17 protein-coding genes are annotated in these 21,037 nt (G+C 35.7%); 8 read left to right on the forward strand and 9 right to left on the reverse strand.

Annotation, left to right across the window (positions count from 1 at the left end; genetic code table 11):
• Positions 1-137 precede the first annotated feature (137 nt).
• Positions 138-1,211: a YheT family hydrolase gene (locus tag F6K18_RS02320; RefSeq protein ID WP_287518270.1), complete on the reverse strand. Its 1,074-nt coding sequence runs from the start codon at positions 1,209-1,211 to the stop codon at positions 138-140.
• A gap of 1,012 nt (positions 1,212-2,223) precedes the next feature.
• On the reverse strand, positions 2,224-3,159 hold the full coding sequence (locus F6K18_RS02325; protein ID WP_287518273.1) for a DUF1624 domain-containing protein: 936 nt from the start codon (positions 3,157-3,159) through the stop codon (positions 2,224-2,226).
• Between the two features lie 20 nt (positions 3,160-3,179).
• Between F6K18_RS02325 and F6K18_RS02330 the strand changes: the two genes are divergently transcribed.
• Entirely contained in the window at positions 3,180-3,332 is a 153-nt protein-coding gene (locus F6K18_RS02330; RefSeq protein WP_287518276.1) for a hypothetical protein, read from the forward strand.
• Positions 3,333-3,446: 114 nt separating this feature from the next.
• On the opposite strand, the gene F6K18_RS02335 is transcribed toward F6K18_RS02330, so the two are convergent.
• The 3 genes from F6K18_RS02335 to F6K18_RS02345 all read right to left on the reverse strand — a co-directional run bounded on the left by F6K18_RS02335 (position 3,447) and on the right by F6K18_RS02345 (position 5,254).
• The gene (locus F6K18_RS02335; protein ID WP_287518739.1) at positions 3,447-3,767 is read right to left on the reverse strand and encodes a reverse transcriptase domain-containing protein; all 321 of its coding nucleotides are present in this window, start codon (positions 3,765-3,767) and stop codon (positions 3,447-3,449) included.
• 204 nt (positions 3,768-3,971) lie between these two features.
• A complete protein-coding gene (locus F6K18_RS02340; protein ID WP_287518278.1) occupies positions 3,972-4,703 on the reverse strand; it encodes a hypothetical protein in 732 nt (243 codons plus the stop codon).
• A 257-nt stretch (positions 4,704-4,960) separates the two neighbouring features.
• A complete protein-coding gene (locus F6K18_RS02345) occupies positions 4,961-5,254 on the reverse strand; it encodes an EamA family transporter (protein ID WP_287518280.1) in 294 nt (97 codons plus the stop codon).
• Positions 5,255-5,650: 396 nt separating this feature from the next.
• On the opposite strand from F6K18_RS02345, the gene F6K18_RS02350 reads away from it, so the two are divergent.
• Positions 5,651-6,103 carry a VOC family protein gene (locus F6K18_RS02350; protein ID WP_287518282.1) on the forward strand — a complete coding sequence of 151 codons (453 nt, stop codon included), beginning with the start codon at positions 5,651-5,653 and terminating at the stop codon, positions 6,101-6,103.
• Between the two features lie 47 nt (positions 6,104-6,150).
• On the forward strand, positions 6,151-7,329 hold the full coding sequence (locus F6K18_RS02355) for a hypothetical protein (RefSeq protein WP_287518285.1): 1,179 nt from the start codon (positions 6,151-6,153) through the stop codon (positions 7,327-7,329).
• Positions 7,330-7,856: 527 nt separating this feature from the next.
• Here F6K18_RS02355 and F6K18_RS02360 read toward each other — a convergent pair.
• Positions 7,857-10,757, reverse strand: a complete 2,901-nt coding sequence (locus F6K18_RS02360; protein WP_287518286.1) for an AAA-like domain-containing protein — start codon at positions 10,755-10,757, stop codon at positions 7,857-7,859.
• Between the two features lie 627 nt (positions 10,758-11,384).
• Between F6K18_RS02360 and F6K18_RS02365 the strand changes: the two genes are divergently transcribed.
• On the forward strand, positions 11,385-12,044 hold the full coding sequence (locus tag F6K18_RS02365; RefSeq protein WP_287518288.1) for a hypothetical protein: 660 nt from the start codon (positions 11,385-11,387) through the stop codon (positions 12,042-12,044).
• A 376-nt stretch (positions 12,045-12,420) separates the two neighbouring features.
• The gene (locus tag F6K18_RS02370) at positions 12,421-12,714 is read left to right on the forward strand and encodes a hypothetical protein (RefSeq protein ID WP_287518291.1); all 294 of its coding nucleotides are present in this window, start codon (positions 12,421-12,423) and stop codon (positions 12,712-12,714) included.
• A gap of 331 nt (positions 12,715-13,045) precedes the next feature.
• On the opposite strand, the gene F6K18_RS02375 is transcribed toward F6K18_RS02370, so the two are convergent.
• Together F6K18_RS02375 and F6K18_RS02380 are read right to left on the reverse strand one after the other, a co-directional pair.
• Complete coding sequence (locus F6K18_RS02375; protein WP_287518294.1) at positions 13,046-13,867, reverse strand: tetratricopeptide repeat protein; 822 nt, start codon at positions 13,865-13,867, stop codon at positions 13,046-13,048.
• Positions 13,868-14,532: 665 nt separating this feature from the next.
• The gene (locus F6K18_RS02380) at positions 14,533-15,855 is read right to left on the reverse strand and encodes an ATP-binding protein (protein ID WP_287518296.1); all 1,323 of its coding nucleotides are present in this window, start codon (positions 15,853-15,855) and stop codon (positions 14,533-14,535) included.
• A gap of 1,089 nt (positions 15,856-16,944) precedes the next feature.
• Between F6K18_RS02380 and mazG the strand changes: the two genes are divergently transcribed.
• A complete protein-coding gene (gene mazG / locus F6K18_RS02385) occupies positions 16,945-17,754 on the forward strand; it encodes a nucleoside triphosphate pyrophosphohydrolase (RefSeq protein WP_287518298.1) in 810 nt (269 codons plus the stop codon).
• A gap of 222 nt (positions 17,755-17,976) precedes the next feature.
• Here the strand turns inward: mazG and F6K18_RS02390 are convergent, their stop codons facing one another.
• On the reverse strand, positions 17,977-18,801 hold the full coding sequence (locus tag F6K18_RS02390) for an alpha/beta hydrolase (RefSeq protein WP_287518301.1): 825 nt from the start codon (positions 18,799-18,801) through the stop codon (positions 17,977-17,979).
• 106 nt (positions 18,802-18,907) lie between these two features.
• Here F6K18_RS02390 and gcvH point away from each other — a divergent pair, with 106 nt between their 5' ends.
• Positions 18,908-19,306, forward strand: a complete 399-nt coding sequence (gene gcvH, locus F6K18_RS02395; RefSeq protein ID WP_287518303.1) for a glycine cleavage system protein GcvH — start codon at positions 18,908-18,910, stop codon at positions 19,304-19,306.
• Positions 19,307-20,619: 1,313 nt separating this feature from the next.
• Positions 20,620-20,967 carry a hypothetical protein gene (locus tag F6K18_RS02400; protein ID WP_287518306.1) on the forward strand — a complete coding sequence of 116 codons (348 nt, stop codon included), beginning with the start codon at positions 20,620-20,622 and terminating at the stop codon, positions 20,965-20,967.
• Positions 20,968-21,037: the final 70 nt, after the last annotated feature.

Genomic DNA, 21,037 nt, shown 5'->3' on the forward strand with positions numbered 1-21,037 from the left:
AATCAGTAAACCCTAATTAATATCAGGGTAAGCATTCCGCAGGAAGAGCTGACTGCTAATAGGTGTTTGCGCAGCATTCCGGAGGAAATGCTTACATATCAGGAATTAGGATTAGAACCCAATTCCAAATGATTAATTTAAGCAGTAACTGAAGTAGTTAATGTTGACATTTCATTTTGTTTAATCCACTCAAAAACTCGATTCAATGCCCACCAAACATCAGGATCTTGAGCATTAGCTTGACAAGATTTACTGCTAACATGAGCTACATGACCACCATAACGAGTTAACATTAAATCAATGGCAGAATTACTCTCACAAGCAGTTTTTAAATCTGCTCCAATTGTTGGGTCAAACATTGGATCATCTTCAGCATAAATAATCAATGTTCGTTTTTTTAAATGAGGTAAAAAATATAGAGGACTTGTTGCTTGATAGTAAGCTTCTACTGATGAAAATCCTAACTTTTCAATAATAAATTCTTCATGAAATTTCCACATACAATCTGCTCGTTCTATTGCCTCTGGATCGATAAAATCTGGATGATGTTCATGAATTAACCGAACTAATTTTTTGAGGTTTTTAGTAATTCCTTTATCCAAGTATCTTCCTAAAGGAGAACTATCTAAATAAGAGAGAGAACGTTGAGCTTCTAGACTGGGGCAAATAACTGCACAACCACCAATATCTGTTTCTGCTAATCCTAATTCTGGAGCCAAACTGTCTGCTAATTTTGCACCCCAAAGTGCTAGTTGCCCTCCGAAAGAATATGCAGTAAACCAAAAATTAGGCGGACAACCCATTGCTTTTGCTTGAGCAGCAATATGAACAAAATCCTGCCCTTCATAAATGCCATCTGAAGTTAGAGCTTGTGATAATAATGCTGTCTTGCCATGGGCACGCCAATCAAATAAAATAATGGCATAACCTTGAGCATAAGCTTTGCGTCCTAATAGTTTTAAGAACCATTGATTATCTAACTCTCCTGTAATTCCATAAGTCCCAATAATTGTACCTTTTGGGTTTTCTGGAATAGCCATCCAGCCAAAAATTGGCACATTATTTGCTCCCATAAAAATTTTCTCTTGGTAAGAAAGCTTCGGAAATGTAGTAGTTTCTTCCCAAAAACGGGGTATCCAAAAGGCTGCATAAAGAGTCATTGCTAAACCATTTTTCAGGAACCACGGAGGAGTATAAGAAGGATAACCCATAGATAAATTTTAATCTGATAAAACTTAAATTTGTTGATTAGATAGTATATCAGTTGGCGATGAAATTTTATAATCCAGAATTTTTCGGTCAATAACTGAGCAAGCATTCAGCCGTCAGCACTTCAGCCATCAGCTATTGCTTTCAGTTTTAGATAAAAGCTTTACTAATTGAGTCAGAATTTATACTTACTGTAAAAGCTGGCTGAAACAGTTTATATTCATTAAAACCCCCTCATGAGAGCTGACAGCTGACAGCGAGCTAGCTGTTTGCGCAGCATTCCGCAGGAAATGTTTACTTTACCCATACTTTTAATTCTTTGAAATCTCTCAATTGCTTTTTCCTCCTTTAAAGCTAATAAAACTGATAGCTGATAGCTGACTGCTGAATGCTTACATAACTGGTCTTTATAAGTAATTCAACCACCACTTACCGAAAAATTCAGGTATAAAGCCTCTCCATTCATAGAGAAAAAAGCGGTCGATCTTCGGAGCTTCCCGGAGGGTGGGATGGCAAGGAAACCTGCGCTATATCTATCAGACCAAGAGAAGAAAAAAATCCTTTTATCCAATTCTCTTATTTATAAGAAGAGGTAATTCTAAATTCTTAATTCGCCCATTCTAAATTATTGAACTCGATGCTTTTTCTTATACTTAGCGAACCAGTCATTTCAGTTATCAGTTATCAGTTATCAGTACCTTCTACTGAATTAGAAAGCTACGAAAACCCGATATTTATAAGTAATTTAACCACCACTTGCCTCGATGCTTTTTCTTATACTTAGCAAACCAGTCACAGATAATGTATAAAAGGAAGGTTATTAACAACCAAATTAGATAAACAATTGGTAAATCATACCCAAATTCTTTTGGTTTCCAACTGATGCCTACTTGGGAGAAAGTAAAAGGTTCTATTCCATATCTAGAAAGGGCAAATCAAATAGCAGTTAGATGAATTAAGTAGATGTGTATAACATAGAAAAATAATGGTTGCTGACCTAATATAATTAATGGTTTAAAATAACGTATTTTTGTTTTTTCCAAACAATAAAGTAATAATATTGCTAGACCGAGTGTAATTAGTAAATAGAGTAGAGAAGGCGGATGATTTATGACAATCGATAAAAGATAGTAAGGTATTAGGAAAGTTAGACTGGATTGACCAAGGATTGGGGTCGCCATAAATATTAGTTGCTCGGATAATGATAAAAGCAGCAATCGTACTTAAACCGATGTTTCTTAATAGCTGAAGTCGCCGTTCTTTTTCCATTTCAAATAGTGTTCCGAAAGCATAACCTAATGCCATTACTCCGATCCAAGGAATAAGAGGATAAAGGATAAACAAACGAAACCCAGAAATTGGTTCAATCATTTTTTGCTCGTGAAGTATTGTCCAAATCCAACCAATATTTCCTAATTGTTCTGCTTGTACGTTATCAAAAAGATTATGTCCGACTATCAGGAAAATTCCAATTGTCGCAATTATTCGAGTAGGAAGATAAATTATTGCTGCTAAGAAAATCATCGAACAACCGATCGCCCACAATACTCCGGCAGCAGAAAAAATGCGACTCAGGTCAAACCTCCAGCTAAAACGCACTATTGTTAAGTCTAGAAATACTAACCACAGTCCTCGGAGCAACAAAAACCGAGAAAGTTGTTGTTTAGTTTTGCCACGTTTGAGAGAGAGATAAGCGCTAATTCCTGCTAAAAAAATGAATGTAGGCGCGCAAAGATGAGTTATCCACCGTGTTAGAAATAGAGGAATGTTTGACTGAGTAAGGTCTAAAGGATTAAAGTCGGCATTGGAAAAAAATCCTCGTACATGGTCTAATGTCATTAGCACCATTACGAGTCCACGCAAAAGGTCTATTGATATTATTCGTGGAATGCGGTCTGGAGTTTGATTATTTGCGATTAAGACTAGCTGGTTTATATTAGATTTTTCCATCGGTGAGCGTGATAAATTAGTTGCTATTCAAACAACCAACATTTTTACAATATTTTCCTTTCCACAAGATAACACCATTGGCAACAATTTCAATATTTGAAGTGGCGTTGCTGAATCAAGGTATGAAAATAAAAACTGAAGAATCTCAAATATTTGTCATTAATATAGTTTAGCAATCGCCAAAAAATACAAATCATACCCCAAATCAGCAACGCCTTTGAAGTGTATTTTACATCTGAAGAGCGATCGCTGATTATATCATGTCTGGTAGCATCGTTAGTGTATAATCAAGTTGAAGAAAAAAAGAGCGATACGGCGCTCCACCACGCTCCACGAACGCCACTATGCCAAAACGCTTTATAGAACCCATTGGATATGTCAGCATCTAGCACATATTTAGACTTTTTGTTGGTGCTGGCATAGATGGCTGCTATGGCATCATGCGTTGGCCACCGGAAAAGACCATAGCTATTAGGTTCAAAACGTCCCTCCCATTCTGCTTCCATACCTAATTTCACCAGGACTTGTAATGCATGATCGTACATTGTTGGAATTCCCAGCGGTCGCTTTTCATCCTTTCCTGGTTTTGGTATCCAGACTCTAAAGATAGACTTTTAGGTAAAAAAGGTATAAATCCAGTATTGATAAGGGTTTTAGCCAATTTTATGGCTTTGACATCTTTCCCCTGCCTAGCCATTTTTTTAGCTAGTTTATAGTCGAAAAAATGTCTACAGCAGTTTTTATTTGAATCGACCACAGTAGGGACGTTCCATGGAACGTCCCTACAAGTATTATTGTTTTGAATGTGTGGTTCACCAATCTGAAAAGCGCTGTAAGTACCATGATCTAGGAATAACTGAAGTTATTAGCCAATATAGCTTATGCCTGAAAAAATTTTTCTCTACATTTTTCTCTACAATTGTAGGTTTTGTAGGTTGTTTCATTACCTGTAATAATGAATTTAAAGCATAATCTTCAGATGAGTTGACTTGCCTATCAAAAAGAGCAATATTCATCGCTAAAGGAAGAGCGATCGCTGCTACATCTGGCTCTAATTCTTCAACTAATAAATCGATAGATTGAGGTACTCTAATCGCAGAACGAATTCCGTCTAACATATTTTCATCTAATCCCAATTGTTGTAAATTAGGACATATTTCTTCCCATTTAATTTTCTGATTTGGTTCCCCTGCTTGAATAAGATAAGCTATCAACCTTTGCAGTTTTCCTTGTTGCTTGGCTGTCATTATTTGGATCGGTTCGGTTGCAGTTATTTCTTGGGAACTATTTTGAGGTTTTTCTATATTAATGCCATCGACAATTTTTTGCCAATCTTGGTTATCGCAAGATTCTGGTTTTTCTACAGTTAAGGAAATAGTTATTTTTTTGTCTGGACTAGCATCAAGTTCGGTTACTTCTGCTTTTACTCCCAAAAAACCTAGCCATTTAGCAATTGTATGAATTAATGTTAGACGGGTTGAGTGACAGTTTGCTAATAACCGAACCTGGGTCCGAACCATGGGACGAACTATTTGTGTCAGCATTATGATTAACGTACTGTCTTAGCTATAAATTTACCTTTTTAGAGCATAACTAATTTTTCTAGAATAAATAGCAGTATTAGCTACAGATTTTTATTAATTGAGGGAATAGGGAATAGGGGTTTTGGTTATGACGTGAGGTCATCAATCTCAAAAGCGCTGATTAATCCGAATGAAAGCAAAAATTATAGAATTTTCAGCAGACTGCCAAATACCTTGATTTGGAACAGTTATTGTTTGGAATGCGTAAGTCCTAGTTCTTATTCTTTAACAGCAGATTGACTGGATACGGCTAGATAAAGACCTAGCAAAATCGCAAAAAAAGCTACCGAGTCAAATAAGGTTAAGGCTTCACCAAAAATTGCCCAAGCTGCTATGGCAACCAGAATTGACTCTAGTAAAAGAACTAAAGCTACAAATCCAGAGGAAAACTTTTTCAGACTATAAGCAAGAAGCCCCTGACCTAATACTTGGCCAACTATAGCTAGAGAAATGACAAACACCCACCCATTTACCGAATAAACGTTTAGAAGGGGACTGTTACCCCGACTCAACCTTCCGGTTTATAGAAACCGGGGATTTAAACCCAGAGCTGCTAAAAGCTGATAGCTGAATGCTAAAAGCTAATAGCTAGTTAAACATTTGCAAAACTGACTTCCTCCCCCAGGATAGAAAGTTGAAAGAAGGCAGAAGGCAGGTGGCAGAAGGCAGAAGGAACTTCTCACCAAGGGGATTGGGACTCCTCCACGCCCAAGAGCCACACCAACCGAGTGAGCGTGGGGGATTTAAACCCTTGCTCCCGACCGTCGCTCTTAGGTACCAGGCAGATTGCCTTTGACCCTCTGTCTTCGTACTTCTGCCTTCTTGTTAAAAAATAATTAAACTTTACTTTTAAGCCAAGGCTATAAGAGTAGCATACAAAAAATGTTTTTAGAGAGTAAGAGTACAGAATGGACTTAAAACCTTTCCATTTAGCTTTCCCCGTAGCCGATCTAGAAGAAACTCGTGACTTCTATTGCAATGTAATTGGTTGCCAAGAAGGGCGAAGTACAGAGCTTTGGATCGATTTCAACCTTTACGGCAGTTCCATCTCCGCTTATTTGCATCCAGAAGAGGCCACCAGAAAGATTCCGTCCAATCACGTCGATCGCGACCAAACCCCACTACACATTCCCGTGCGCCATTTTGGAGTAGTTTTGGAGTGGGACGAATGGGAAGAACTGGTAGAGCGTTTAAAAAGCAAAGGGATCGAGTTTACCATCGGACCGCGAGTTCGTTTTGTGGGAAAAATCGGCGAGCAAGGAACGATTTATTTTAACGATCCTTGCGGTAACGTTTTAGAGTTTAAAGCATTTAAGAATCCAGAACAAAGGTTTCAACCCTTCAGTGCGAAACAAGATTAATTCCCAATTTTCAAACAGAGCAAACACAAAATATTAGGTGGTGTAAAATGAAGTCAACTATAGAAAGACTAGAACATTCCTTGGCAGATATCTTTATTGCCTGCGATAACGATCGCAATGTTGACTACTCCTATGGAGGCACTCGGATGGTGAGTCCTGAAGTTGAGAACTCAGAAGCTCAAGAGGTCTGCATTTCTTTGATGCGAGACGAAAGTGCTTTTAAAAATTATTTGATTAATGCGGCATTGCGTCAAGGGGTGGTGGACTCCTACAGGAATCGCCTTCCCGCAGGTTTCCTCAATAGTAAAGTTGGTGGTGCTCGTTGCGTCATCAAACCTAAAAGTCCAGAAACTTTTTCGATCCTCACCGATCCTCTACACCCCCAATGGGAAGATTCCATTTCGCCCATATTTAAAGAAATCGGCAATTTTCTCAACCAAACTGGCGGAAAAATTAAGCTCACCCCAGACTTCGGTCGGTTTGCGGGATTGGCAGACACCCTGAATCAGTTTACGCCTCACTCATTAGGCATTCGCTGCGAGGAAGGTGGCTGCGGGGGCAAGTCTTCTTATGCGGCAACAGGTGTTATTGCTGCCGTTGAAGCAGTTGGTATCCCAGAAGGCAAAAATAATCCAGTGACGCTAATAGGTTCGGTGGGGGCGATGGGCAGCGACGTACTCGAGTATTTTCTGAAGGAAGAGTATCCAAATCTAGCAGTCTGCGATTTAGCTTACGATGATTCTACCAAGGGAATTGCTTCTCCCAAAGGTGCGATTAAATTAGCTTCTCGATACAAAGCATTTACCGTAGAATGTTTAGAACGGGGCGGGGCGATCGTAGCTACCACAGTCGGTCAGGAATTGGAAAACTCCTTGTGGGAGACAATTCCTTCGGGAACGATCTTACTATTAGCGCACAATATGGCAATTCCGGCGGGGGATGCGGGCATCAAATTGATGCAGCGGATTCAGCAACAGGGTATTTTTGCCTTACCAGGTCAAGTGCTTACGTTAGGAGGAGCGCTGACTTCCCGAATTGAATGGTTCTGGCGACATTCTAATGCTGGCATTCCTTTTGACAAACCTCTTGCTCACGAGGTCGTCAGAGCTGTTGTTCGCTTTTTGGTGGGTGAAATCAAGGAGCGATCGGCAACATCGGGAGTGACTCCTTACGAAGCAACTCTCGATTACGCTCGAACCGAGGGGAGTACGAGCAAAATTATTTAGTTCTGAATTATCAGCACTATCAAGAATTATAACGATCTTGATAACGATATTAATATAGAGCTTCAGAAAACGGTCCGCACTCTTCTACTAAAGGCTTAAATTCATCGGGCAAATTTACCTAGAATTAATTACTGTATAATACCAAGTTTGGGCAAAAGATGACAATTCCCCTATAAATAATAGTTGAGAGTCTTTTACTCCAGGTTGCCAACTCAGCATTTTTTCTGAAAATTCTAGCCCGAATTTAGAGCATACAGCGCTTTCCTTTGTTATGAGGTAGACCAATCGCGGGCAAGATCCCGCACTAGGAAACTTTAAGCATTTGTCCTGTACATCATTTGACCGAAATATGCTGTAAGAGATTGAGAACTTTTTTCAGATTTTTGATGAAATCAGTTGAATCAATAATTAGAGGTGTCGTATCGCTGAATGCCTCAACTTCTTTGAAAACGAAGGAACTCCGGCAATTCCTTAATCCCAAATCCCAAATTCCTAAATCATCCCGCAAAGCAATGCAAGGCGTTTTCTTACTTTAACAGCATTCTGGCAAAATGTTCTAACAATAATCGATGAATAAAAATATAGCCACCTCCTACTTTCTGTAGAAAAATCAACTGAGTTGCATAGTTAAGAAAACGAGTATAATTCCAAGGGATATAACCATTAAAATACAAAATAATTCGTAAAATAAAATGTTTGACACAAGCTTCCCCTCCTCCCACAGCTAATCCGAAAATTAACCCATATTCACCCCAAGCTATGAAGTACCAGTCTAATAATTTAGCAGCTAAAGTCATTACTATTGCACCAACTAAACCAAAGATAAAAGCATTTTTAGTTGACTGCCAAATTCCTTGATTGGGAACAGTTACTTCTTCTATTCCTGGACCTGTCATACCACGAACTATTCCTAGAATTAGCCCTAAGCTTAATCCAGCTATTACTCCTCTAAGTAGAGGATGACTAATTTGATTAGGAATTTTTAAATTATAGTAGAAAATAACTGCAGATAATATACCAGAAATTAGTCCGATAGTTATGCCAATAACTACTTGGTTGATAGTATATTTTCCTAACCATCTCAAAGTAGTGACTGTTTGAATAGTTTTAAATCCAAAAAAACGCCAAAAATATACAAAACAAAATGCTACAAGTAACGCCATTTTAGGCAAAGTTAAAAATCGATAAAATAGGTTCCATAATACGAAGAATATTATCGTCAAAAGAGTAATAATATAACCAATAATATAAATTTTATTTCGTAGCCAAGTTGGCTGCATTCTTTCAATTAAAAATACAGTTTCTGACTCGCTTACCATTTGCTTTGCTAACCAAATTAGCCATTTTTTTACTTTCTCTTGAGAATAGAGAATATTAACCGAACGACGCTTAAACATTCGCTCAATATAAGCATTAAATAAATGTTCCCTTAGTTCAGTATTACTGGGACTAGGTAATTCTTCAATTGATATTCCTTGATAGGCTAAACTGATAATACTTAAAATCAAAGGAGAGCGGGAAAATTCTTGCAATTTAACATCAGATTCTAATGCTTTTCTGACTGCTGCTAATTCTGAACCTGCATTTTTTAAATATTCTTGAATTTGCTCTAAACTTAAGGGCTGTAAATATATAGCTGCTTGAAATTTCAACTGACTTGCAAGAGCTTCATAATCACGAATCCGGCTACAAACTACTATTTCTGTCTGCCCGTATTCTTGACAGAATTTATTCAAAGCATCTACACAATCTTCTCGTTTTTCTCTACTAACTTCATCTAAACCATCCAGCAATAAAAGTAACTTTTGTTCTTGTATCCAAGCTTTGCTAATTTGTTGAGAAACTTGATATTTAGTATGTAATTCTATAACTAACCAATCAGCGATCGCTTGTTTTTTACCCTCCCAAGAAGACAAGTTAAAAACAACAGGTATTGGTTGAGTTAAATCAGCTTCAGTTCTATTAATTAAATCTCGTGCTAATTCTAATAAAGTTGTCGTTTTGCCAGAACCAGGTTCACCCAAAATTAATAAAGTTCGCCCCGCACCTAACTCATCAAATTTATCAATAATTCGAGTACCGGGCGGTAATTCTTGTTGGGGATTTTCTAAGTCTGACCACAGTAAACCCCAAGGACGATTTACTGCATTTTTTCGTTCTTCTAATCCTAGTTCAATTAATACTTTACCGTGCAAGGAAGTTTCTAGAACACCTTTAACCCAATAATTTTTTACCTTGTTCAACAATATCTGACTATTTCGATATTCCTGCCGATTTATTGATAAGTTAGTATCCGAATTTCGCAGATATTTACTATCTTTTACTATTCCCGCTTCTGGCAAAACATTATTTATCCAATTTAGATTAAAAATTGCTTCATAAATGCGATTATAAACCTTTAACTTACCTCGGTTATGAACAACTAACCCAGTTAATCTTAATTCTAATTGTTCAGGACTTTGATTAACTTTTACTCCTTTTGTCTGCAAAATTTTTTGATATAACAATAATAACTTCTGACGTTGATTACTTAATAAAAGGCGGTCGCGAATCGTCCGTAAATGTTGTGGTTCATCCTGACTTTCCCAATTCTCTATTATCATGCTTCGGACAAAATTTTCTACCCATTCTTTCTCCCTACCAAGGGGAATAAAAGACTCAGATTTTAGGATGAGTTGGCATAGCTTCTGAGTCAGAAAAGGTTGCCCCCCAGTCCAATTTAATATTGCTTGTAATATTTGTTGATTATTATTATATTTTGTAGCTAATCCTGTTACTAAAGGTTGAGCTTCTTTGAAACTAAAACCAGTTAATTCTATTCCACGACCAATGTTAAAAGGACTCCCAATTTTATCTCTAATTAGATCGGCAGGAGTAGCTACACCAAAAAAAGAAAAAGTTAAACGTTTATATTCCTGATTTTGCCCTCTTTTATCGTAACAAGAGCGAATCACCCTAAAAAAATCATCTACTTGAAATTTTAAACTGAGGGTACTATCAATTTCATCAATAAAAATTATAATATTTCGGGAAATTAACTTGAGAATAATCGATTGAATAAATTTGCTAAAACGCTGCCCATAAGATAAATTATTATGCTCAAACCACCAACTTGTTAAATCGAAGCGATCGTACAAATCTAAACTACTAACAATACTGTCAATTACACTTGCATACCACTGTTCGGGAGTAATGTCTAAATTACCAATTGCACTTAGATCGATACCAGCACAAATAATTCCTTCCGTTTGTAAAATTTCCATAGTTTGTATTCGCAAACTAGACTTACCCATCTGTCGAGAATTAAGAACATAACAAAATTCTCCTGCTTTTAATCCACGATATAATTCTAAATCTGCTTGACGTTTAATATAGGTGGGAGAATCAATTGGTAAACATCCACCGACTTGATATTGATAATTTGTCATAGCTTATTTTGGCGGAAAAGAAAAAATAAAAAGTTGTAATTTATAGATTTTAGCAATTATAGCAACTTTAATTTGTATGAGAATTTTTTTTTGGTAACTAGATTAGTTTTACCGAATAATTAATAATTAATAATTAATAATTAAATAATTCTGGTTTAAAGCCTCCCCTTTTAAGGGAAAAAAAAGTGCTAGGAGATTTCCTTATATTCAATTCCGTAACGGTTTTAACCATAGGTAATTATCAATTATCCATTATCCATTAATGAACGACCTAATTTATCTCCATTTTGTACAAATTATTGATGGTTTGAAATAGATAAAAATATTGTTAGATAATTATAGATAAAGTTAGCGTTCGCCGGATAGCATGATTAAAGTCAATGGGAAAATTCTGGGAAAATTCAGTATTTCAAGCTTCTTACTGAAGATATGCTCCTCGAATAGCTTCTAATAATAGACATCTCTAGAAATTAACAATACAGTCGTGCTACTGAAGTCGATCCTATTGTGAAGCTTAAGCGAGATACGGACATAGAAGAAACCCAGAGAGAACTTAATGAAATTAAGTCAAAAATTGAGGAAATCGAACAACAACTTGACTAGATATCACAACCAGGTATTACTTTTATGGATAAAAATACTGAGCTTCAAGAACAATGGGAAGTATTGTCTACAAAAATTCGTGGCTTAAGAAAAGCTATTGCTACTGAACCAAATCCTACTCATAAATTAAATTCTCAAAGAGAGTTAGAAGAGGCTGAGAAAGAACGTTCTGAACTTGAAGAAAAAATAGATTTTATTCAAGAAGATAGAATTATTTTAAATTTGAAAGGGAGCAACAACGAAGTTCATTGTGTTTTTAAAGATTGGGCTATTATCGGGCGATCGCCAACTTGTGGTTTTTGGATTGATGATGATTCTCATCAAATCAGTAATTTACACGCTGCTATTTCTTATAATTTAAAGACTTCAGATTTGTGGGCATTGGGTGTTTGTGCTTATAGTTTACTGACAGGTATTAAGCCATTTGAAGGAGATACAGAACAAGATTTATCAAAAAAAATATTACTTAGTATTCCCGAACCTCCCAGCCAAGTATTAGAAGAAATCGATCCTAATGTTGACCCTTATAATTTTGGTGTAACTCTTCTCTTAGCCAATGGCTATTTTGAGGTAGATCTATATGAAGAATGTAAACAGGTATGTGATTATTACCTCGCTATATCTAGTTATAGCTTTGAATTTTCCGATCTTAAAAAAATATGTCAATTAAATATGGATAAGTAATCATGCAGTTTAATGTCAGATATGTGCCATATAAAATACAATTTTATGGAAAGGGTTCAGTCTTTTTCAATGATACTGCTTTAATATTTGAAGGAAGTGTTAGTAAATTTTCTATTCCCTTAATACAGCCTGTCTATCAAAATGTTATCCTTGTAAAAACAATAAGGACAGTTCCTTACTCTACAATTTTCAATTACAAAAAAATAATATTATCACTAAAATGTTGTCAAATTGATTACCGTTTACCTGATGGAAAAAAGACCGGTATAAAGTTCGTTATTCAACAAAAAAAACAAAGGTTTTTCTAAATAAGCTAAAAGAATATATGATCGCGGAAAAAAATTTATAATGAGGCTATTCTAAAATAGAAGTTAATATGACAGGTATAGGCAGCTTAATAGGTGCGATTTTATGGAGCATTGTAGTCGGCTACAATGCAAGAAAAATGGGCTATTCTGGTATATTATGGTTTTTGGTTTCAATCATTTATTGGCCTTTTGCTTCTTTGTATCTACTGGCTTCATTACCTAATAAAAATCTAGACAAAAGACGGAAACAAGAAATGCTTTTACTTCAAAAACAGCTTGCACAGAGAATATCTGCACCAATAGGTAGTTCTTCCGACATATCACGTCAAACAATTAGTGACGATCCAACAATACGATCTTGACAGAGAAAATATTGCAGCCTATTATCAACAGCAATAGGTATCAAATGTCTATTGAGAGGAGGTTTCCTCATGTTAGCGACAGTCACCCGGTATAACTTTTGTAGAAACGACATCTGGCTATTTTACCTTGAAAGCGTAGATCCTCCTCTGAAGACACTTTAGCTGCTTTGAATGACGCGATATTCTGCAACATAGAACTAAATGTTGTATCTGACCCTAGTGCAGGATGGCGGAAATAACTGGTTACAAAATCCTAAAACAATTACAAATCAATACTTTTGAATTTTGACTTTTGAATTTTGACTTTTAACTTCCGCGTAGCGGCACTAACTCATGGAGAAACCCGATCTGGAGACGAAGGTGGTAAATCTTCTATTTGAGCTAAAGTTTCTTGAATACGCGGAGTTGCCAGAAACCTTTTTGCATCCTCCAGCAAACGTTCTCCCCACAAATTTTGGTCAAGATAATCAATATCTGCATATCTGCTATCTAGTTGTAGAGCTTTTTCTCCCATAGCAAAACCTTGTTGTTTATCCCCTTTAGTGTAGAGAGCTACTGATAGCGCTAGAAGTGGTTCTGCTGCCTTACTATCTAAAGAGATAGCTTCACGCCATTTTGCGATCGCATCATCCACATTTCCCATCTCGTACTCAACTAAGCCAATATTATTAATTGCAGGCCATAGATTTTTTTCGAGGGAATAAGCTTCTTCATATTGATCGATCGCTCTTTTAAATTTACCACGTTTGTAATAAGCATTACCTAGATCGAATAAAGCACCAGGACTATCTGGTTTGAACTTCAAACCTGCTCTTAACTGCTTGATCGCTTCTCCATAATCAGCTTTTTGAAAGTAAGCTCTACCAAGAACAAATCGAATCTCAGCATTACTTGGATCGAGTTCTTGAGCTTGTTCTAAAGCTGTAATACCTTCTTCTAACTCTTCCGCTTGAATGTATAGACTGCCTAATAGTGCCCAGGTCTGTTGACTATTCGGAGCTAACTCAGTGGCCAATTCAGCTCTTGATAAAGCTAACTCAAATTGTTGAAATCTTGCTAACTGTACAGCTTCCTCAGCTAAACTTAAACCCGTTTGTTCCAATTGAGCTGAGTTTAGCTGTAGTATGTGAGGAACTAATGCTTGTCCCAGCATCGGTTTCACTGTAGTGCCCCATAGGCCAAGGGTAATGAATAAAGAAACTAAGAAATTTCGATTTGGCACGGTAAAGAGTATTTATGGTTAAGAAGTTCAGTTGAAAGTATAAAGTATATAATATGATAGGATACCATTCGACTAAACTTACCCAAACTTACCCAAAACGGTATTTTGAGCTTTGGAGCTAGCTTCCTGCGCGTGCTGACGCAATGCTGCGCAAACACTGAAGACCACTGACCCCAGTCTGTAACTTATCTTCTCCACAGGTTTAAAATCCCTGGAAACTCCACCTAGTAATTCAAGTATAACAGAAGTTTTGCCATTTACCACTAAAAAATTTGAAAAAAAGTAGGGAAAGAGTATATTTAGGTAGGATTTGAGCTTCTGTTTTTACCCTAAAAATTTTATAATTTGCAGTATACTACTATTACATATATCTGATACATATATCTGAAAAAGAATCTGAAACCCTTATCCTGTACAGGTGAAAATCTAATTTCTGGAGATGTCTATTGGAAATAATATATCTATAAATAATACGTCTATAATTTCCGCTTCAGGCTTTTAAGAAATTCTCTTGGTAAAGATCCTCTGCTCTTTTTTTTTCAGTAAGGACTGTCTGATTTATATTTTTTCTTTTCTAGAGCGTGAACAGTATTCAATTAAACTATTGGTATAATAATTTCAAATTCAGTACCCTTGCCTGGTAAGGAATTTAGTTTAAGCTTTCCACCATGTTTTTCAGTAATAATTTGGTAACAAATAGCTAGACCCATACCTGTTCCTTTACCTACAGGTTTAGTGGTAAAAAAATTTTCAAAGATTCGATCTTGTATTTCTAGAGGAATACCTTGCCCATTATCAGCTATTCTAATAGTCAGCCAATCAGACTCTTTCCTAACTATGACTTCTGTGCTTATTTCAATTTGAGGTTGCCAATCACACAAGTCCAATTCAGCTAATTTTTCATTAAGTGCATCAATACTATTACTAATTAGATTCATAAATACTTGGCTAAGTTGACCAGAATAGCAACTAATCATTGGTAAATTTGTACAATAATTCTTAAGAATTTTGATACCATTTTTAAGACGATTATTTAAAATAAGTAAGCTACTATCTATACATTCATGGATATATGCTTGTTTCTTTTGAGACTCATCCATGTGAGAAAAATTGCGAAGACTATTCACAATTTTCAGCAGTTGTTCTGAGCCAAGTTTAATACCTTGAGTCGTCTCAGCTAATTCTTCTTGTAAAGAATCATAATCTATTTGTTCTTTAATTCGATTGATAATTGGAGATGGCTCTGATATTTGATCATAAGCAGATAAAAGCTTAGTAATTTCTTCTAAATAAGAAGTTAGAAATATTAAATTATTCCAAATACAGTTAACAGGATTTCTAATTTCATGGGCTACCCCGGCAACCATTCTTCCCAAGCTTGCCATTTTCTCCGTTTGAATAGCTTTTGCCTGAGTTTGTTTTTGTAGTAGATAATTCGTAAGTTTGTGAATATTTGACTGAGCGACTAATAACTGATGCACATCCAAAAGTCTATAAACATTAGCTTCTATTTCTACAACTATTGGGTCATATAATAACTCAGGCTGTCTCTGCAAAGATTTTTGTGCTGCTTCTACTATTAACGTATTACCAGGAAGAATAGATATATCTGTTTTGGAGACATGATATAAAGCTTCTATAGGTAGCTTGTAAAACATCTCCATACCATAGCGACTTCCCATTTTTTCAAAAAATAATCTTCGGGAAATCATACCAACTAATTTATCTTGCCGATCTCTCAAAATCACACCAGGCAGCAAAGGGTTGGCTTCAAACACAGTTGCAATATCTTTCCCAAGGTAGCTAGATGCAATTTGAAAGTCTTGCAGAGGTAGTTCCTGTATAGTTGACTCTAAAGATAAAAATTGACTTTTCACCTCTAAATTAGGCACAATAAATGAATCTGATATATGACTCATACAAAGCAAACATATTAAGGGAATTCCTCGTATTTTTGTATCAATAGATACTATTTATCAAAATATTCCTGATAGTTTGCTTGCACATCTGGAATATATTATCATGGCTATCTTTAACTTTTCTAGCACAATCCTCAGAAGATCATCAGATCTGATAAAAATTGCTTAATTTTATTTCTTAATAGATTTGTTTGTTTTATCTAATATGTATAGATTATGTGGCCTATATCTTGGTCACAAATAAAAAAAGGTTTAATTATTTCATTGCACACTACTTGATAGATAATAATCTATATAGTTGGATACTATGATAAATTTATGACTGTAAATGTAGGTAAATCAGTAATTATTCTTATAAAATTTAAGTAAGTAAATTGAGCAAAGTACTCAATATTGTTATCTATAACTAATACCAATTTTATGTGAGGTTGCACAGAATTACGTGTTAGGTATTGGGTGGCGCGGTGGCACAGAATTATGAAATTTATTAACTTGTATATCTTGATCTACAATCAACTCTGATTAAAATATTATTCTATGCAACTTCATATTAATTTGGTATAACTATAATATATAATTCTGTAACGATACCAGTTATTTTTTAATAAATTGGGATCAAAATTTAATAAATTGAATATATGTAAATATGTGTATGATTATAGTTAAGATATATGGATTCACTAAGCTTACCTACTTACTTAAGTAGAAATACAAGTACTCACCCGTAAGAGTTGTCATAAATCCTAAACTTTAGACCTCTCCAAAAATAACAATTTTAGAACGGTGGCGTAAGGGTTTGAGAACCTTTTCTGGAGAGGTCTTTTCTAGATAAACAGTTTGAAAATCTTGATCCACGCTGCCTTTTTCCAGAATATTTATTATATAATCATCAAAGATGGCTGCTAGATCAAATCCTCTTAATTAGCTATAAATACTGTTTTTTTCCTTAAACTTAAATAACAGCAAAATTACTGTAGGACAAAAATATTCTAGTAATGAGTTTGGAAGTCTGCTCTATAGACAATAGGCTAAACATTAGCAAGGATTTTACTTATTTAATATTAAAATTAAACTATTTTGTTATCTAATATGGATTCAACATTGACTGCGTTACAAGAACTAATAGAAATAGTAGCAAAATTACGTTCTCCAGATGGGGGGTGTCCCTGGGATTTAGCTCAAACTTCAGAAACTTTAACTCCTTACATTATTGAAGAAGCTTATGAAGCAGTTGATGCAATAAAAAGCGGAGAGAAAGAAGCAGTAGTTGATGAATTAGGAGATTTATTATTACAGGTGGTTTTGCAAGCACAAATAGCTAGTGAAGCAAATGATTTTACCTTAGCTGAAGTCGCTCAAAAGATTAATCAAAAAATGATTAGAAGACATCCTCATGTATTTGGAGATGTGAAAGTAAATAGTACAGAAGAAGTTAAGCAAAATTGGGAACAAATCAAAGCAGCAGAAAAAGGAGAAACTAATGATTTATTTAGTACAAAACTCAGTCGATACGCTCGACAGTTACCTCCACTTATGGCAGCAATGAAAATTTCTAAAAAAGCTGCTGCTCTTGGTTTTGAATGGGAAAATATTGAAGGAGTTTGGAGAAAATTTCACGAAGAAGTTGGGGAGTTTGAAGAAGCTTTACAATCTGAAGATCAGGAACATCAACAAGCAGAAATGGGAGATATTTTATTTGTGTTGGTGCAATTGGCCAGGTGGTATGATTTGAATCCAGAACAAGCTTTACAAGGAACTAATCATCGATTTTTGCAACGGTTTGCTTTAGTAGAAACAATGTGCAACCGTCCTCTTTCTGAGTATACTTTGGCGGAGTTTGAACAAATGTGGCAAAATGCAAAAGCACAATTAGCAAGGGAAAAAAAGAAGTATGTATAGCAGTTAGAAACTGGATGAAATACAAATTTATAGATAATTGGCTCTATCAGATTTTAGGTAATATTATGTCCGTTTAATAGGGTGATGAAAAACTTTCTTCTCTTTTTCCTGATTCTTCCCTCCTGACTCCTGACTCCTCGGTTGTTATTTATAAGTACTTAATTGGACATGATATAAGTATCAAGAAACTTAAAATTATTCTTGAATCAAACTTAATTCCTGTTATTGATTTTGTTGCACCAAATTAGCAAACTCAATCATCACTTTTTCATACTTTTCACCCGCCACTTCTAATAAATCAATATGACCAGCACCATCAACCCAAAAGGAAAGCTTAGGCTCATTAGCTGTGTTAAAAAGTTGTTTCCCCTGGGAAAAAGGAATCACTCGGTCAACATTTCCGTGGATTACCAAAACTGGGCAATTAACATTTTTTATCTTATCAATATTGCGAAACCTGTCAAAGGGATAAATAGGGATACGCGTCACAACCCGAAACGCAGTTGTAAATGAACTTTCAACTACTAAACCAGCCACAGACTGCCGGGATGCCAAATCTACTGAAGGCCCTCCACCAACTGAACGTCCATAAACAATAATTTGGTTTGTAGGTATGCCCAACTGCTGGATCAAGTATTCATAAGCTGCATTAATATCTTGGTAGGCATTTTTAACTGAAGGGTTTCCCTGACTTGTTCCATAACCCTGATAGTCGTAGGAAAATATACTAAACCCAATATCTCGCAAATCTCGCAACCTGGGCAAAATTTCCCCTAGGTCTTCAGCATTACCATGACTGTAGAGAATAGTATACTTTGCTTTGGGTAATGCTAAATAAACACCTGTAATTTGGACTGTATTACTAGACTGAAGCTTGACAAATTCCTGGTTTTCTTGATAGCTAGATGGACGGGGTAAAAAAATCAGCCAATCTGAGAAAAAGAAAGCCCACAAACCAACAAGGACATAGATAATTAGGGTAGATCTGATTAGCCTAAGAACAGAAAATTTCCCTATAAGTAGTCCTATAATATTTTTCTTATCCATAAGAAAGAACTGGATATTTACCTATATTATTCTATACGGAATAATTTGTAACGCAGGTCTAGTGTTGAGCTGGCTAGCATTATTTGTACTATTGCGAGGAATATAAATGCAATTAGAATTTCCAGATGACCTCAAGTATCTTGAAACCCACGAATATGTAAGAATGGATGGCGAAATTGCCACTATTGGTATTAGTGCTTATGCTATTGAACAGTTGGGGGATATTGTATTTCTGGAGCTTCCAGAGGTAGGAGATCAAATAGAAAAAGAGGGATCGTGTGGTAGTGTTGAGTCTGTCAAAGCAGTTGAAGACTTGAAAGCTCCTATTACTGGTACAGTAATAGACCGCAATGAAGAAATATTAGAAAGTCCAGAGCGGTTATCAGAAGAAGACCCATACATAGAGGGTTGGCTAATGAAGGTACGTGTTAAAGACCCTGATGAACTAGATGGAGATGATATTTATTCTGCTGAGGAGTATCGTGAAATGGTAGAGGGAGAGTAGGTACTAAGTTTATTATATACTTCCAAAAAAGAATGTAGAGATGTTCCATAGAACATCTCTACAAGGATTGGTCGAAAACGATGGAGGAGTCAGAACTCATGAGGAAAAAATTAGGAACAGGAGAAGAAAGTTTTTTTCACGCTATTAAACGGATATGAGATAAGCCTTAAATGATGAAAATTTTTCAGCATGGGTAGACTTTTTTCTGACTTTTTCTGCCTAAGTTATTTGAAATAGTATCTAGTTAAATAAGTATTTTTCAGATTATTTACCTGATCTGCGTTTATTAATTTTTCTGCCTTATTTTCTCTAATGACGGAGGAGTAAGAACTCAGGAGTCAGGAGGAAAAAATCAGGAACAGGAGAAGAAAGTTTTTTTTCACGCTATTAAACGGAAATTATATCAGCTTTAAATGATGAAAATTTTTCAGCAGGGTGTAGATTTTTTATGACCAAAAAAGAGGGTCTCAAGCCTCCCCTTAAAAGTTATCCCTTATAAGGAACTCCTGAAAACCTTGTGGGGAGGGTGGGAAGTGTGGGTGGCCAAAATATTGTCTACAGTTCTCAAAAAAATGTATTTTTCAATACACTTTTCTCCGAAAAAAGCCGCTCCAAGACATACACATAACTTGTCGATTTTGTCAATTTTTATGTTAAGAAAGATGTTTATAAAGCATAGCCTTAAAAGGGGATGAAAAAAAGTAAACTTCAGTATTTCAAGCCTCTGGCTTTCCTACGGAATGCTGCGCAAACAGCGGTCGGTACTGAAGTCCGCAGTTCCGACCATTGGAGGCTAACTGATAACTGAAATGACTTTTTCTGACTAAGTTATTTGAAATAGTATCTAGTTAAATAAGTATTTTTCGGATTATTTACCGAATAATTAAGGTAAAAATCCTCTCCTTTAAAGGAGAAACAAGCGGTCGTTAGCGCAGCTTCCCGTAGGGTGGGATGGCGTACTTCGGAGCGGCTCTGTCACTCTTCGGGTCTCCTCGCCATATCCAATCGACCAAGAGAAGAAAAAATGTTCCTTTTATTCAATCCTCTTCCTTTTAGGGAGAGGTAATTATCAATTATCAATTATTGAACTTATCTGCATTTATTAACTTTTCTGCCTTATTTTATCTGCAGAAGTTAGTGGTATTAATGTTATTTTCTTCCTCATCATAAATTGTTTTTTGTGAATTTATCTGGTCAAGCATGGCTGATATTTTTTTTAGTTAATGTGGCTATCTTAATTCCCGGATTATGATAATTTGAAGGTGATCTGATATAATAGGAATATATAAAAAAAATATAGTCGGGGTAGTACAATGAAAAAATATATATGGTTTAGTTTAACTGTCATAATCGGCTTAATACCTATATCTGTAAAAGCAGAAACATGGAATGGGGAAAAAATTTCTCAGATGATTGGTGCTATGAGTTGGTGTACAAATAATGCTGCTAAAAATCCTTCGGAAGCATCTATTTATCAGTCTGCTAGACGTGCTGGAACCATGGCACTTAAGAAGGCTATTGATAACGGAGATATAGATAGTAATGAAAGTCTGGAAATCTTAAAAAAATCAGAGAGAGAGGGAAAGTATTTTGACCAAACACTGAATCCAGAGCGTTGTAAACAAATCTGGCAAAGTGTTAATGAAAATCCAAAATTTTAGAGACTGTTTGTAAATGTTATTAAACTACAGCAGGAATTGACAATAATTAGTTCCTGAAATCTTTGTAGTT

Origin of the sequence: Okeania sp. SIO2C2 (assembly GCF_010692625.1) — a bacterium.
GTDB classification, from domain to species: Bacteria; Cyanobacteriota; Cyanobacteriia; order Cyanobacteriales; family Microcoleaceae; genus Okeania; species Okeania hirsuta.